The following is a 15130-nucleotide window of genomic DNA, read 5'->3' as shown; positions in this document are numbered from 1 at the left end:
TCGTGGGGACGGTCGAACACGTCGACAGAACGAAATCAGTCTAGTAGAAAAACTACATGCACGCAATGCAGATTAGTCGCCCCGCAACCCTTATTCCCGCTACCAGCAAGGCGACACCTAGTGAAAACCCTAACCCGCCTCAACAAAATCACCCGGCCGGTGCTAGTATTTTCTTGTAGATTTTCTACAATTCGATTGCGATACACTCGCTCATCCGAACCCGATTTCTGCCTGCCGTCCCATGCTGCCCCGCATTGAAGCGATCCGCGCCGAGTTGCGCCCGTCCGAGCGCAAGCTCGCCGACTACATCCTCGCCGCGCCGCGCGAGGTGCTCGACCTCGCGATGACCGAGCTGTCGACGCGCGCGGGCGTCAGCCAGCCGACGATCGCGCGCTTCTGCCAGGCGCTCGGCTGCAGCGGCTTTCGCGAATTCAAGATCCGGCTCGCGCAGAGCGTCGCGCCGGGCGTGTCGTCGGTCTATCGCGACGTCGAGCCCGACGAACCGGCGCCCGGCATCATCGGCAAGGTGTTCGACCGCACGATCGGCGCACTGATCGAGGTGCGCAACAGCCTGTCCGCGGGCAGCGTCGCCGATGCGATCGCGCTGCTGTCGAACGCATCCCGGATCGAGTTCTACGGCGCCGGCGGCTCGGGCATCGCCGCGCAGGACATCCAGCACAAGTTCTTCCGGCTCGGCGTGCCGAGCGTCGCGTACTCGGATCCGCACACGTTCTCGATGTCGTCGGCGCTGCTCGGGCCGCACGACGTCGTCGTCGCGATCTCGAACACCGGCCGCACGCGCGACATCGTCGACGCCGCGCGCTCCGCGCTCGCGTGCGGCGCGAAAGTCGTCGCGATCACGCAGAGCCATTCGCCGCTCGCGAAGCTCGCGACGGTGAGTCTCGCGTCGAACGTGGCGGAGGAAACGGACGTGTTCTCGCCGATGACGTCGCGGATGTCGCATCTCGCGATCGGCGATATCCTCGCGGTCGGCGTCGCGCTGTCGCGCGGCCCCGCGCTGATGGAACGGGTCGGCCGTGCGAAGGAGGCGATCACGCGCCGCCGGATCGACGACGGCGCGAAGGATTGAGCGCGCGCCACGCATACCGCGCGTAAACGACCAACGGCGCCCCGTGGGGCGCCGTTGCGCATCGGGCGGCGCCGGCAACCTCGCCGGCCATGCCGCTCAGAACGGCTTGATCACGACCAGCGCGACCGCCGCGAGCATGCCGAGCACCGGCAGCTCGTTGAACACGCGATACCACTTGTCGGTGCGGCGGTTCTCGCCGCGCTCGAACACCTTCAGCAGATGCCCGCAATACGCGTGGTAGACGATCAGCAGCAGCACGACCGTCACCTTCGCGTGGATCCAGCCCTGCCCCTGCCCGATGCCGATCGACAGCCAGAGCCACAACCCGCAGGCCAGCGCCGGCACCGCGATCATCGTCATGAAGCGGAACAGCTTGCGTGCCATCAGCAGCAGGCGCCGCACCGCGGCCGGATCGGTTTCCATGGCCAGGTTCACGTAGATGCGCGGCAGGTAGAACAGCCCCGCGAACCACGCGGCGATCAGAACGATATGGAACGTCTTGACCCAGAGCATTGCCATCGGTTGCGCGCCTCGCTGGTTACTGCCGGCCTTCGCCGTGCCCGAGCACGACGTACTTCAGCGACGTCAGCCCTTCCAGGCCGACGGGGCCGCGTGCGTGCAGCTTGTCGTTCGAGATGCCGATTTCCGCGCCGAGGCCGAATTCGAAGCCGTCCGCGAAACGGGTCGACGCGTTGACCATCACGCTCGCCGAATCGACCTCGCGCAGGAACCGCATCGCGCGGTCGTGATCCTCGGTGACGATCGCATCCGTGTGGTGCGAGCCGTAATGGTTGATGTGCTCGATCGCGGCATCGAGGCCGTCGACGACCTTGATCGCGAGCACCGGCGCGAGATACTCGGTATGCCAGTCTTCCTCGGTCGCATCGACGAGCGGGCCGACGCCCGCATCGGCGAGCACCGTGCGCGCGGCCGCATCGACGCGCAGTTCGACCTGCTTGTCGCGATACAGCTTGCCGAGCGGCGGCAGCAGCTTCGCCGCCACGCCGCTCGACACGAGCAGCGTCTCCATCGTGTTGCAGGTGCCGTAGCGGTGCGTCTTCGCGTTGTCGCAGACGGTCAGCGCCTTGGCGAGATCGGCGCGATCGTCGACGTACACGTGGCAGATGCCGTCGAGATGCTTGATCATCGGCACCCGGGCCTCGTTGATCAGGCGCTCGATCAGGCTCTTGCCGCCGCGCGGCACGATCACGTCGACGTATTCGGTCATCGTGATCAGCTTGCCGACTGCCGCGCGATCGGCCGTCGCGACGACCTGCACTGCGTCCTGCGGCAAGCCGGCTGCTTCGAGCCCTTCGCCGATCAGCTTCGCGAGCGCCGCGTTCGATTCGAGCGCTTCGGAGCCGCCGCGCAGGATCGTCGCGTTGCCCGACTTCAGGCACAGGGCAGCCGCGTCGATCGTCACGTTCGGGCGCGATTCGTAGATGATGCCGATCACGCCGAGCGGCACACGCATCTGGCCGACCTGGATGCCGCTCGGGCGATACTTGAGGTTGCTGATCTCGCCGATCGGATCGGCCAGCGACGCCACCTGGCGCAAGCCTTCGACCATCGTCTTCAGCGCCTTGTCCGACAGCGTCAGGCGATCGACGAACGCCGCATCGAGCCCCTTTTCACGGGCACGTTCGACATCGCGCGCATTCGCATCCTTCAGCGCCTGCGCGTCGCGTTCGATCGCGCGCGCCACGGCGTCGAGCGCCGCGTTCTTCGCGGCTGTGCTGGCGCGCGCCATCGCGCGGGAAGCGTGCCGGGCGCGACGGCCCAGGTCGGTCATGTACTGATCGATATCCATCGTGTGACTCGAGAAGCGCGCCGCGCTGGGCGGCATGAATTCGTGGGGAAGCGTGAGCGGACGCGGCTGGAGAGCCGCGCCAGCGATCAAAACATTGTAAGCGGGTTGCGCAGCGCGCGCTGAAGGCCCGAACGGGACTTAGCGTCGCACGTGGCCCGCGGTCGGCGGCCGCTCGCCGCGGGCACCGGCCACCGTCATCGCGAGCTGGAACAGCCCGTCCCACGGATCGGGCGGCGGTTCGTCCTGCGTGCGGCGACCCGGCGCGACGGCCGTGAGCCCCTTGACCTGCCGGTCGAGCTTCGCGGCAAACGCGAGCGCCTTCTCGAGCACGGCTTCCGACACGCGGTTCAGCGCGGGGCCGATCAGCCGCTCACGCGGCCCCCACACGCGGTTCTCGCGCAGCAGTGTCGCGAGCGGCTTGCCGGCCGTCGTGCCGCGCTTGATCCGCAGCAGCGTGCGCAACTCCTCGACGACGGCCCACATCACGAGCACGATCGCCTCGCCCTCGCCCTTCAGCCCGTCGATCATTCGCGCGAGCCGCGCGGCGTCGCCGGCGAGCATTGCTTCGTTCAGCTTGAAGACGTCGTAACGCGCGACGTTCAGCACCGCGTCGTGCACCTGCTCGAACGACAGCGCGCCCTGCGGATACAGCAGCCCGAGCTTCTGGATTTCCTGGTGCGCGGCAAGCAGGTTGCCTTCGACGCGCTCGGCGATGAACTGCAGCGCGCGCCGCCCGTCCTCGCCGGGCGCGGCGCGCTGGCCCTGCATGGCAAGACGCTGGCCGATCCAGTTCGGCAGCTGCGCACGGTCGACCGGATCGATCTTCAACGCGACGCCGCCGTTCTGCAGCGCAGTAAACCACGCGGATTTCTGCGTGGCCGCGTCGAGGCGCGGCAACGTGACGAGCATCAGCGCGTCGGGGTTCGGCGTGGCCGCGAGCGTCTTCAGCGCATCGGCGCCTTCCTTGCCGGGCTTGCCCGACGGAATGCGCAGCTCGATCAGTTGGCGCTCGCCGAACAGCGACATCGCCTGGGTAGCGCCGAGCAGCACGCTCCAGTCGAAACCGCGCTCGACCGTATGCACCGAACGCTCGGTGAAGCCGGCCGCGCGCGCGGCCGCACGAATGCGGTCGCACGCTTCCTGCGCGAGCAGCGGCTCGTCGCCGTAGACGGTATAGAGCCCGGCCAACCCCTTCGCGAGGTGCGGCTCCAGCGCATCAAGTCGCAGTTGCATCGGTACGTACGCCGTCGATCAGAGCGGCGGCGGCGGCAGCGGCGCCCGCGGCGCGACGCCCGGCACCACATCTTCCGGCGCCGGCGTCAGCGAGTGGACGATCGCGAGACGTCGCATCAGCTGGTCGACCGCGTCGTTCTGCATGTCGCCGTACAGGAGTTCCGATTCCTGCGCCTTCGCGTTCGTGTACTGATCGCTGTACGTCATCGCGCGGTTCAGCGCGATCGCACTCATCGGAATCAGCACCGTGCCGTCCTTGCTCGTCAGTTGGTAGCGCAACGTATAAAAGAGCGCGTATTCCTGTGCCGAACCGTACTTGTTGAGCGTCAGCGTATTCAGGCTACGCGATTCCCACATGGTCAGCACGGCATCGGCGTCGCCCGCCGACTGGACGATCTTCGTGTCGCTGCCGGCCTCGACGAGACGCACGAGGCGCGCCTCGACGGGCGGCGGCGCGCCGGCGATCAGCAGGCGCTTGAACGCGTAGTCCTGCTGGCCGCGCAACTGGAAGCCGCATGCCGACAGCGCAACCGCGCTGCCGACAGCGAGCATCAAAAACGATCTGCGGATCACCTTCGCTCCTTCTGGGTACGTCCGACGGCCAGCGGCCGTCAGACGACGATGTTCACGAGGCGGCCCGGCACGACGACGATCTTCTTCGCCGGCTTGCCGTCGCTGAACTTCGCGAACGCGTCGTCGGCCACCGCCGCGGCTTCGATCGCCTCGCGGCTCGCGTCCTTCGCCACCTTCAGCGCGCCGCGCACCTTGCCGTTCACCTGCAGCACGAGTTCGATCTCGGCCTGCTCGAGCGCGGCCTCGTCGACCTTCGGCCACGGTGCGTCGAGCAGCGGGCCGAATTCGTCCGCATAGCCCAGCGCCTTCCACAGCTCGAACGTGACGTGCGGCACGACCGGGTACAGCACGCGCAGCAGCACGCCGTACGTTTCACGCAGCACGCCGGGCGTCGCGCCCTTCGCGCCGTCGATCGCGTTCAGCATCTTCATCGCGGCCGACACGACCGTGTTGTACTGCAGACGCTGGTAGTCGAAATCGGCCTGCTTCAGCACGCTGTAGATCTCCCGGCGCAGCACCTTGTCGGCTTCGCCGAGTGCGACCGCATCGAAGCCCGCGCGCGCGGCGAGCGCTTCGCGGTTCGTTGCGCCGAAGCTCCACACGCGACGCAGGAAGCGGCTCGCGCCCTCGACACCCGCACCCGACCACTCGAGCTGCTGCTCGGGCGGCGCGGCGAACATCGTGAACAGGCGCGCGGTATCGGCGCCATACTGGTCGATCAACAGTTGCGGATCGACGCCATTGTTCTTCGACTTCGACATCTTCTCGATGCCGCCGAGCACGACCGGCTGGCCGTCCGCGTTCAGCGTCGCGCCGACCGGGCGCCCCTTGTCGTCGTGCGTGACCGTCACGTCGAGCGGGTTGTACCAGGTCTTCTTGCCCGATGCGTCCTCGCGGTAGTACGTCTCGTTCAGCACCATCCCCTGCGTGAGCAGGTTCTTCGCCGGCTCGCCGAACTTCACGAGGCCGAGGTCGCGCATCACCTTGGTCCAGAAGCGCGAATACAGCAGGTGCAGGATCGCGTGCTCGATACCGCCGATGTACTGATCCATCGGCATCCAGTAGTCGGTGCGCGCGTCGACCATCGTCTCGGCGTCCGGCGCCGTGTAGCGCGAGAAGTACCACGACGAATCGACGAACGTGTCCATCGTGTCGGTTTCGCGCTTCGCGGCCGCGCCGCACTTCGGGCACGCGCAGTTCAGGAACGCTTCCGACTTCGCGAGCGGGTTGCCCGAGCCGTCCGGCACGAGGTCTTCCGGCAGCACGACGGGCAGATCCTGCTCCGGCACCGGCACGTCGCCGCACGACGGGCAGTGGATGATCGGGATCGGGGTGCCCCAGTAGCGCTGGCGCGACACGCCCCAGTCGCGCAGGCGCCACGTGACCTGCTTGTCGCCGAAGCCGCCGGCGTTCAGGTCGGCCGCGACCGCGTCGACGGCTTCCGCGTAGTGCAGGCCGTCGTACTTGCCGCTGTTCACGCAGACCGCGGTTTCCTTGTCGCCGTACCACTCCTGCCATGCGTCGAGCGAGTACTGCTGGCCTTCGGCCGAGATCACCTGCTTGATCGGCAGGTCGTATTTCTTCGCGAACGCGAAATCGCGTTCGTCGTGGCCCGGCACGCCCATCACCGCGCCTTCGCCATAGCTCATCAGCACGTAGTTGCCGATCCACACCTCGACCGGCTCGCCGGTCAGCGGATGCATGACCGAGAAGCCCGTCGCGACGCCCTTCTTCTCCATCGTCGCGACGTCGGCCTCGGCGACACCGCCGCGCTTGCATTCGTCGATGAACGCGAGCAGCTCGGGCTTGTCCTGGGCGAGGCGCGTGGCGAGCGGATGCTCGGCCGCGATCGCGCAGAACGTGACGCCCATGATCGTGTCGGCGCGCGTCGTGAACACGCGCAGCAGCGTCTTCTCGCCGTCGAGTTCGTACGGGAAGCCGAAGTTCACGCCGAAGCTCTTGCCGATCCAGTTCTGCTGCATGATCTTCACGCGCTCCGGCCAGCCGAGGCCGTCGAGGTCGTTCAGCAGCTCATCCGCGTACTGCGTGATGCGCAGGTAGTACATCGGGATCTCGCGCTTCTCGACGAGCGCGCCCGAGCGCCAGCCGCGGCCGTCGATCACCTGCTCGTTCGCGAGCACGGTCTGGTCGACCGGGTCCCAGTTCACGGTGCCCGTCTTCTTGTACGCGATGCCCTTCTCGAGCATCTTCAGGAACAGCCACTGGTTCCACTTGTAGTAGTCGGGCTTGCACGTCGCGATTTCGCGCGACCAGTCGATCGCGAGACCCATCGACTGCATCTGGCCCTTCATGTAGTCGATGTTGTCGTAAGTCCACTTCGCGGGCGGCACGCCGTTCGCCATCGCGGCGTTCTCGGCCGGCATCCCGAACGCGTCCCAGCCCATCGGCATCAGCGTGTTGTAGCCGTTCATCCGCAGATAGCGGTACATCACGTCGTTGATCGTGTAGTTCCGCACGTGACCCATGTGCAGCTTGCCGGACGGGTACGGCAGCATCGACACGCAGTAGAACTTCGGCTTCTGCGAATCTTCCTGCGTCTTGTAGGCATCGGCTGCGCGCCAGTCGCCCTGGGCGGCGGCTTCGACGTCGGCGGGTACGTATCTCTCGTGCATGGTGTGGTTCGGACTAGGCTTTAAGCGGCGCGACGGCTCGCGCGCGGATGTGGATCGAAAGTCGTGCTGGCCCGGCGGACTGGCAGGTTCGCTGTTGCCGGACCTGTTCACGGTTTCCGGGAATTTTCCGGGTAACCCGCGGCATGCCCGGGTAGCCTGGAAAATTCCGGGTTACCTGAAAAAAGCCTGCCAACCGGGAAAAACGTTGATTATACCGCCCGCGCCGGCCCATTCGACCGGTCTTGCGGCGTGCGGCCCGATCCCGCGGCAGGGATGGGCCCGCCGGATCCGCTCAGCGGTTGGCCGGCACGGCAGGCGCTGCCGCCGAACCGCCCGCCTGCGGCGGCACGTCGGTCACGAAGCCGATCCGCGTGAGGCCGGCGGCCTGCGCGGCGCCCATCACCTGCGCGATCGTGTCGTAGCGGGTCGCGCGCGACGCGCGCAGCCGCAACTCGGGCGGCGCGCCACCCGCGGCGGCGGCGCGAAAGCGCGCGGGCAGCGCGTCGAGCGCCACGGGCGTGTCGTCCCAGTACAGCTTGCCCGCATCGTCGATCGACAAGGTGACGGATTGCGGCGTATCGCGCGCGACGCTGGCCGCCACCTTCGGCAGGTCGAGCCGGATCGCGTGCGTCATCAGCGGCGCCGTGATGATGAAGATGACGAGCAGCACCAGCATCACGTCGATCAGCGGAGTCATGTTGATCTCCGCCATCGGCGCGGACGTCTTGTGGTGCTCGAGTCCGCCGAATGCCATGGTCGCTCCTCCCCCGGAATGGGCGCGTCAGGCTTCCTGCGCGCACACGAACACGTGCAGGTCGCGCGCGAAGCCGTCGAGCTCCTCGGCGAGCTGCCGCACGAGCCGCCCGAGGATGTTGTAGGCCAGCACCGCGGGAATCGCGACGACGAGCCCGAACGCGGTCATGATCAGCGCCTCGCCGACCGGCCCCGCGACGTTCTCGATCTGCGCCTGCCCGCTGGCGGCGATGCTGCCGAGCGCGTGGTAGATGCCCCACACAGTGCCGAGCAGCCCGACGAACGGTGCGGTGCTGCCGATCGACGCGAGCAGCACCTGGCCGAATTCGAGACGCCGCTGCGAGCGCAGCATCGCGTGCCGCAACGCACGCAGCACGCGCTCGCTGCGCTCGACGCGCGCGGCCAGTGCGGCCGGATCGTGGTCGTCGGCCGCATCGCGCGCGGCTTCGGCCAGCGGCACGAACACGCGCTCGCGATCGGCGCCGGCGAGCGCGGCAATGCCCGCGTCGAGCGACGACGCGCGCCAGAACGCGGCGAGCGCGCGCGGCCCCTGCCGCTTCGCACGGACCAGCAGCCAGGCTTTCGTGAGGAGGAAGCACCAGCTGGCGACGGACATCGCCAGCAGCACATAGGCGACGGCGTGCGTGATCGCATCGCCGCTTTCGAGGTAGTGGACAACGCCGGTGGGTATCGCCATCGGAGTTTCCCCGTGGGGTCAGCGCAGGCCGAGCACGTCCTGCATGTCGAACAGGCCGGCGCCGCGCGCCGACAGGAAGTGGACCGCGCGCAGCGCGCCTTGCGCGTACGACACGCGGCTCGACGACTTGTGCGTGATCTCGATGCGCTCGCCGATCCCGGCGAACAGCACGGTGTGGTCGCCGACGATGTCGCCGCCGCGCACCGCGGCGAAGCCGATCGACGACGGGTCGCGTTCGCCCGTCACGCCGTGACGGCCGTACACCGCGCAATCGTCGAGCGAGCGGCCGAGCGCGCCGGCGACGGCTTCGCCCATCATCAGCGCGGTGCCGGACGGCGCATCGACCTTGTGCCGGTGATGCGCCTCGATGATCTCGATGTCGTAGCCGTGCGAGAAATGCTTCGCCGCGAATTCGAGCAGCTTCAGCGTGACGTTCACGCCGACGCTCATGTTCGCCGCGAACACGATGCCGATCTTACCCGCCGCGGCCTGCAACTCGGCCTTCTGCTCGGCGGTGAAGCCGGTCGTGCCGATCACGAGCTTCACGTCGTGGCGCAGCGCGGCCTCGATATGGGCCATCGTGCCTTCCGGACGCGTGAAGTCGATCAGGTAGTCGGCCTGCGCGAACACGGCGTCGAGATCGGCGGTCAGCTTGACCCCGGTGTCCTTGCCAAGGAACGCGCCGGCGTCCTGGCCGAGGAACAGCGAGTCGGCACGGTCGAGCGCGCCGACCAGCTGCGCGTCGGAATCGTTGAGAACGGCTTCGATCAGCATCCGGCCCATTCGGCCCGATGCGCCGGCAATCGCAATCTTCATGGCTTTCTACACGACAGGTCTAAAGACGGGCGGCGCATGCCGCCCTGTTTTCACACGCGGACTTACTGCGCCGGCGCGGTGAGCGGCTGGTTCTGCAGCGTGTCGGAGCCTTGCGGGCCGACCGGCGGCGACGCCTCGTTCGACACGTTCGGCTGCGGCGGACGATGGAACTGGAACTGCGGCTGGATCGCCGGAACCGCGCCCGGCGGCTGGCCGCCCGGCACCGGCGCACCGCCGGCAGCCTGCGTGGACGGCGTGAACCGCCGCGCGGCCGTACCCTGACCCGACACCTGGTTGGTCGCACGGTTCGCCGCGCGGGCGGCCTGCGCGTTCGCATCCTGGTCGACCACCGCGCCCGACGCCGGCACGGCGGCCGGGCTGGCGACAGCCTCCGGCGCCGCCGCGCTCGCCGCTTGCGCGGCGCTCGCGGCGGCGGCGGCCTCGGCGGCCTTCTTCGCCGCTGCGGCCGCTTTCGCCTTCTTGCCGCCACGGTCGCCGTCGATATCGGCCAGCAGGTCGAGTTCCGAAGGCAGGTTGTCCGCCCCCGTCCAGCCCGCCAGGCGATCGCCCGAGAACGTCACGACCAGATCGCGCTGCTGGACGACTGCCGTCGAGCCGCGCTTGAAGTAGAAGAGGTAATCCCAGCGGTCGGCGTGGAACATGTCGGCCAGCAGCGGGGTGCCGAGCAGCGCGCGCACCTGCTCGCGCGACATGCCGACCTGCAGCTGCGCGGCCTTCTCCTGCGACACGAAGTTGCCTTGCACGACGGTGATCCGGTAGGGGGTGATGCTCTGCGCGATGCGCTGCGTCACGCTGTCGTACGACGAACAACCAGCCAGCGCGGCAACGGCGGCGGCAGCGATGATGACACTCCGCATGCGGCTCCTCTGAAAGTGCGAAAGAGATTCTGGAATCATTTCCCTCACCGTGCAGGCCCGCATCGCAGGCCGCGCGTGTTTCTGGAACGGCGAAAAGCCGGTAACATTGAAGCCCTGCATTGTACTCTAGGGATGCCTAGCCATGACCAATCCGACGGATCTCAAGAATATCGGGCTAAAGGCCACCCTACCGCGCCTCAAGATTCTCGAGATCTTCCAGCAGAGCCCCGTGCGCCATCTGACGGCAGAAGACGTCTACCGGAACCTGCTCAACGAGCAGCTCGACATCGGGCTCGCCACCGTCTACCGCGTGCTGACGCAGTTCGAGCAGGCCGGCCTGCTGACGCGCAGCAACTTCGAATCCGGCAAGGCCGTGTTCGAACTGAACGAAGGCTCGCACCACGATCACCTCGTGTGCCTCGATTGCGGCCGTGTCGAGGAGTTCTTCGACGCCGAGATCGAAGGCCGCCAGCAGGCCATCGCCAAGGAGCGCGGTTTCAAGCTCCAGGAGCACTCGCTCGCGATGTACGGTTCCTGCACCACCGAGAACTGCCCGCATCGCAAGCACTGAGTCGCGCGACCCTCGCACGCAGCACGGCCCGGCCGGCATCTCGCCGCCCGGGCCGTGTTCTTTTCGGGATAGCACCCGGATCGGGATGGCGTCGGCGTACCGCCGTGCGAGCCGTGCGGCCCAGGCTTTCGAAATCCCTTCGACGTGCCCGCGCCTGACGCTGTGCTTGCGTCAGGCCGCGCAGGCCGGCTCGAACTCGAGCGCCCACGCGCGCTCGAGCGGGATCTCGTCGCAGTTCGGCTGCGGGCCGCCGCGATCGACGATCACGAAATCGCTGACCGCGTCGAGCGCAAGCAGCGGATGGTGCCAGACACCCTTCGCATAGTTCACGCCCTGCCAGCCTTCCGCGAGGAACGCGCGCATCGCGTCGGGCCGGAAATCGCCGGCCGGCGCGACGACGATCGCGTAGCGCGACACGGCCGCGAGCGGGATGAATGCCTGGCTGCCGTGCGGATGGCGCTCCATCAGCGTGATGGCGACCGGCAGCGTCCGCGGCTGCGCGCGGAACACGCTGACGAGCGGGCGGCCGCCGTCCGCGCACACGTCGATCGTCGCGAGATCGTGGAAGCGCTCGGTCGTGCCGCCGTTGATCGGGAAATGCCGTGCGCCTTCGAGCGCGATCACGTCGCCGAACGGCGCGAACGCTTCGCGGGTCAGGCGCTCGACGCGCAGCAGGTGGGATCCGCTCATGCCGTTGCCCTCCTTCAAACCGGCTCGCCCCACAGACGCAGGCGCGACACGCCGCCGTCCGGGAAGATGTTGAAACGCACATGCGTGACGGGGCCGAGCGCCGCGAGCGGGTCGAACGTGTGGACGTGATCCATCCGCAGCTTCTGCTCGCCGAGCAGTTCGGCCCAGAACATCGCCTGCGTGACGAGCGAGTCGTCGGTGCCGCCCGTGACATGCGCGGCCTGCAGCGAGCAGCGGTCGGGGAAGTTGCCCTTGAAGAACGCGGTATCGACCTCGACGCGCCGGATGATGCCCGGCCGCGCAAGCGCGACGATCGCCCAGTCGTTGCCCGGCTCGCGGCGGCGCCGCGTTTCCCAGCCGTCGCCCATGTTCACGCCGCGCCCCGGCATCAGCATCTGCGAGGCCGGGCCGAAGTGCTGGTTGTTCGCGGCCACCAGGTAGCCGCCGTTCTCGATCGCCGCGAGATCGACGAGCTCGCCGGCCGGCACCTGGCGCCAGTCGCGCTGCGGCTGGCCGTAGACGCGCAGCCGCGCGAGCCCGCCGTCCGGATACAGGTTCACGCGCAGGTGCGTATAGGGCCGCGCATCGTCGACGCTCACGTAGTGATGCGAATTGCCCTGCAGCGTCGTCGCCGGGACGATCGGGCGCCATTCGGCGTCATCGGGCGGCGTGTCGCCTTCGGCCACGCACGCGTCGATCGACGCGGCCGGCGGGAAGTTGCCGGTGAAGTGGCTCGTATCGAGGTCGACGCCGTGGATCACGCCCGGCCGCGCGAGCCGCACCACGCAGAAGTCGTGGCCGGTCGTGCGCTTGCGGCGCGTCTCCCAGCCGTCCATCCACTTGCCGTGGTCGTCATACTTGCCGGGAATGAACACGGCCGGCTCGGGATTCAGCATGCGCTCCTTCGGCGCGAAGAATTCGTCGCTGGCAAAGAGCGCCTGCGCCCCGAGGCGCGGGTCGGCGAGGTTCATGTAACGCCGCGTAAAGGCCGGCGCGTTCGGATCGAGGATGGGGGCTGCCATGTCGTCTCCTGGGGTGCGATGAAGTGCCGGCGCATCGAGGCGCCGGCCACCTGAATTCCGGTTGCGCGGGACGACCTGGGGAAGCCGCCGCGCGCGGGGTTGCGCTCAGAGCGCGTGAGCCTGATCGCCGGCGACCGGCGCCGCGCGATCTTCCTCTTCGGCCGGCACGTAGCGCAGCTCGCGGTTCAGCACGCGCTTCGCGCGGGCCCGATCGATGTCGTTCTCCCACACCGCGACGACCACCGTCGCGACGCAGTTGCCGATCAGGTTGGTCACCGCGCGGGCGATGCCGACGAACCAGTCGACCGGCAGGATCAGCACGAGGCCGAGCACCGGAATCGCGGGGATCGCCGACAGCGTTGCCGCGAGGATCACGATCGCCGAGCCCGGGATCCCGTGCGCGCCCTTCGACGTGACGAGCGACACGAGCAGCACGACGATCAGGTCATGCGTCGACAGCGGCGTGTTGGTGGCCTGCGCGATGAACAGCACGGCGAGCGTCAGGTAGATCGAGAAGCCGTCGAGGTTGAACGAGTAGCCGGTGGGAATCACGAGGCCGACCGTCGAATCCTTCACGCCCATGTATTCGAGCTTGCGCATCACCTGCGGCAGCACCGCGTCCGACGACGCCGTGCCGAGCACGATAGACAGCTCTTCGCGCAGGTAGCGGATCAGCTTGAACACCGAGAAGCCCGCGAGCCGCATCACCGTGCCGAGCACGACCGTGACGAACACGAAGCAGCTCAGGTAGAACACCGCGACGAGATAGCCGAGCTGCTTGAGCGACGCGACGCCGTACTTGCCGGTCGTGAACGCGATCGCGCCAAGCACGCCGAGCGGCGCGAGCTTGATGATGAAGCCGATGATGCGGAAGAACACGTGCGACAGTTCCTCGATCAGCGAGTTGACGCGCTGCGCCTTGTCGCCGAGCAGCGACAGCGCGGAGCCGAACAGCACCGCGAACACCAGGATCTGCAGGATGTCGCCCTTCGCGAACGCGTCGATCGCGGTCTCGGGGATGATCTTCATCAGGTAGCCGGCCGTGTCCTTCAGGCTTTCGGCGTTCTTCGCGTACGACGCGAGCGACGACGCGTCGAGCGAGCGCAGGTCGATGTTCATCCCGACGCCCGGACGCGTGAGCCACGCGAGGATGAGGCCGATGCCGAGCGCGAGCGTCGTCATGATCTCGAAGTAGACGACGGCCTTCAGGCCGACCCGGCCGACCTTTTTCAGGTCGCCCGCGTTGGCCATCCCGCTGACCACGACGCAGAACACGATCGGCCCGATCACCATCTTGATGAGCTTCAGGAAGCCGTCGCCGAGCGGTCGCAACGACTCGGCGAAATGCGGGAAGAACGCGCCGAGCGCGATCCCTAGAACAAGTGCGACGACTACCCGGCCAAACAGCGAATTGAGGAATTTCGACACGGCGCTCTCCCGATCCAACGGTTGCAGTTTCGTCTGTTCATACTGGTAAGACCAGTGATGTTATGGTGGATAGTAGGAAGCCGATATAGTGGCGTCAAGGACGGACAAAATAGGGATTTCCCGCCCCCTCCCGCCCGGTTTCGATGCACCTGACAGGGGCAGATCGTGGCTTTCCCGTAGGCCGGCCATGCACCGCCTGCGTGCGGATTACAATGCCGGTCAGACCGGCCAAAGTTCACATCATGAAAAACGTTCCGCACACCGTGACCGACGCCGCCATCGCGACGATCCGCGACCGGATCGAGGCAGGCGTGTATCCGGTCGGCAGCCTGCTGCCGGCCCAGCGCCAGCTCTCCGAAGAGCTGGAGATCAGCCGCGCGTCGCTGCGCGAGGCGCTGTCGACGCTCGAGGCGCTCGGGATGCTGCGCATCCGCGCCGGCAAGGGCGTGTACGTCGAAAGCGCGCAGGCCACGGCCGCGCACGCATGGCGGTTCGCGGAGCAGTCGTCGCCACCCGACACGTACCAGATGCGCTATGCGCTCGAAGGGTTCGCCGCGCGGATGGCCGCGCACGTCGTCAGCGATGGCGACATCGCGTGGTTCGAGGACAACCTCGCCGACCTGCACGTCGCGCTCACCGAAAACGCGCTCGACGAAGCGTCGCAGCTCGACTTCGACTTCCACATGCGGATCATCCACCTGGCCGGCAACGCGGCGATCGAATCGGTGCTGCGCAGCAGCGCGGACATCATGAAGGAAAGCCAGCGCATGCCGTTCTACCGGCGCGAACTGCTGCTGTCGACGTGGCACGAGCACCGTGCGATCGTCGACGCGCTGATCGCGCGCGACGCGGCTGCCGCCGGCACCGCGATCGAAACGCACATCGCGAACGCCGCGCAGCGCGCGGGCATCTTCTTCCCGACACCGCGTACATGAC

15 protein-coding genes are annotated in these 15130 nt (G+C 67.6%); 3 read left to right on the top strand and 12 right to left on the bottom strand.

The genetic code is table 11. The annotated features are described in order from the left end of the window. Positions 1-241 precede the first annotated feature (241 nt). Positions 242-1090 carry a MurR/RpiR family transcriptional regulator gene (locus tag BDO18943_RS05675; protein WP_011350936.1) on the top strand — a complete coding sequence of 283 codons (849 nt, stop codon included), beginning with the start codon at positions 242-244 and terminating at the stop codon, positions 1088-1090. A gap of 96 nt (positions 1091-1186) precedes the next feature. On the opposite strand, the gene BDO18943_RS05670 is transcribed toward BDO18943_RS05675, so the two are convergent. The 9 genes from BDO18943_RS05670 to BDO18943_RS05630 form a co-directional block, all read right to left on the bottom strand. Beyond that, positions 1187-1609 (bottom strand): CopD family protein, encoded by a 423-nt coding sequence (locus BDO18943_RS05670; protein ID WP_089449897.1) that lies wholly within the window; start codon positions 1607-1609, stop codon positions 1187-1189. 19 nt (positions 1610-1628) lie between these two features. Then, positions 1629-2900, bottom strand: a complete 1272-nt coding sequence (locus BDO18943_RS05665) for a glutamate-5-semialdehyde dehydrogenase (RefSeq protein WP_175021586.1) — start codon at positions 2898-2900, stop codon at positions 1629-1631. A 138-nt stretch (positions 2901-3038) separates the two neighbouring features. Then, complete coding sequence (holA, locus tag BDO18943_RS05660; protein ID WP_043191265.1) at positions 3039-4133, bottom strand: DNA polymerase III subunit delta; 1095 nt, start codon at positions 4131-4133, stop codon at positions 3039-3041. 18 nt (positions 4134-4151) lie between these two features. After that, positions 4152-4706, bottom strand: a complete 555-nt coding sequence (locus tag BDO18943_RS05655) for an LPS-assembly lipoprotein LptE (RefSeq protein ID WP_089449893.1) — start codon at positions 4704-4706, stop codon at positions 4152-4154. Positions 4707-4744: 38 nt separating this feature from the next. Next, positions 4745-7339: a leucine--tRNA ligase gene (gene leuS / locus BDO18943_RS05650; protein ID WP_175021585.1), complete on the bottom strand. Its 2595-nt coding sequence runs from the start codon at positions 7337-7339 to the stop codon at positions 4745-4747. A 292-nt stretch (positions 7340-7631) separates the two neighbouring features. Beyond that, positions 7632-8093 carry an ExbD/TolR family protein gene (locus BDO18943_RS05645; RefSeq protein ID WP_122944464.1) on the bottom strand — a complete coding sequence of 154 codons (462 nt, stop codon included), beginning with the start codon at positions 8091-8093 and terminating at the stop codon, positions 7632-7634. Positions 8094-8120: 27 nt separating this feature from the next. Beyond that, positions 8121-8789: a MotA/TolQ/ExbB proton channel family protein gene (locus BDO18943_RS05640; protein ID WP_043191272.1), complete on the bottom strand. Its 669-nt coding sequence runs from the start codon at positions 8787-8789 to the stop codon at positions 8121-8123. Positions 8790-8807: 18 nt separating this feature from the next. Further along, positions 8808-9605, bottom strand: coding sequence for a 4-hydroxy-tetrahydrodipicolinate reductase (gene dapB / locus BDO18943_RS05635; protein ID WP_175021584.1), 798 nt, complete (start codon positions 9603-9605; stop codon positions 8808-8810). A 62-nt stretch (positions 9606-9667) separates the two neighbouring features. After that, on the bottom strand, positions 9668-10483 hold the full coding sequence (locus BDO18943_RS05630) for an outer membrane protein assembly factor BamE (RefSeq protein WP_175021583.1): 816 nt from the start codon (positions 10481-10483) through the stop codon (positions 9668-9670). A gap of 142 nt (positions 10484-10625) precedes the next feature. Between BDO18943_RS05630 and fur the strand changes: the two genes are divergently transcribed. After that, positions 10626-11054: a ferric iron uptake transcriptional regulator gene (gene fur, locus BDO18943_RS05625; protein ID WP_043191276.1), complete on the top strand. Its 429-nt coding sequence runs from the start codon at positions 10626-10628 to the stop codon at positions 11052-11054. 171 nt (positions 11055-11225) lie between these two features. Here fur and BDO18943_RS05620 read toward each other — a convergent pair whose 3' ends face one another. From BDO18943_RS05620 to BDO18943_RS05610, 3 genes are all read right to left on the bottom strand, one after another. After that, on the bottom strand, positions 11226-11744 hold the full coding sequence (locus BDO18943_RS05620) for an ureidoglycolate lyase (protein WP_175021582.1): 519 nt from the start codon (positions 11742-11744) through the stop codon (positions 11226-11228). Positions 11745-11758: 14 nt separating this feature from the next. Next, entirely contained in the window at positions 11759-12766 is a 1008-nt protein-coding gene (gene alc / locus BDO18943_RS05615) for an allantoicase (RefSeq protein WP_175021581.1), read from the bottom strand. Positions 12767-12871: 105 nt separating this feature from the next. Continuing rightward, on the bottom strand, positions 12872-14194 hold the full coding sequence (locus BDO18943_RS05610) for a C4-dicarboxylate transporter DctA (RefSeq protein WP_175021580.1): 1323 nt from the start codon (positions 14192-14194) through the stop codon (positions 12872-12874). A 212-nt stretch (positions 14195-14406) separates the two neighbouring features. Between BDO18943_RS05610 and BDO18943_RS05605 the strand changes: the two genes are divergently transcribed. Beyond that, a complete protein-coding gene (locus BDO18943_RS05605) occupies positions 14407-15129 on the top strand; it encodes a FadR/GntR family transcriptional regulator (protein WP_080741831.1) in 723 nt (240 codons plus the stop codon). Position 15130 lies beyond the last annotated feature (1 nt).

Source organism: Burkholderia aenigmatica (genome assembly GCF_902499175.1).
Lineage (GTDB): Bacteria > Pseudomonadota > Gammaproteobacteria > Burkholderiales > Burkholderiaceae > Burkholderia > Burkholderia aenigmatica.
Note: the sequence above shows the minus strand (reverse complement) of the source record. Positions and strands in the feature narration are given on the sequence as shown.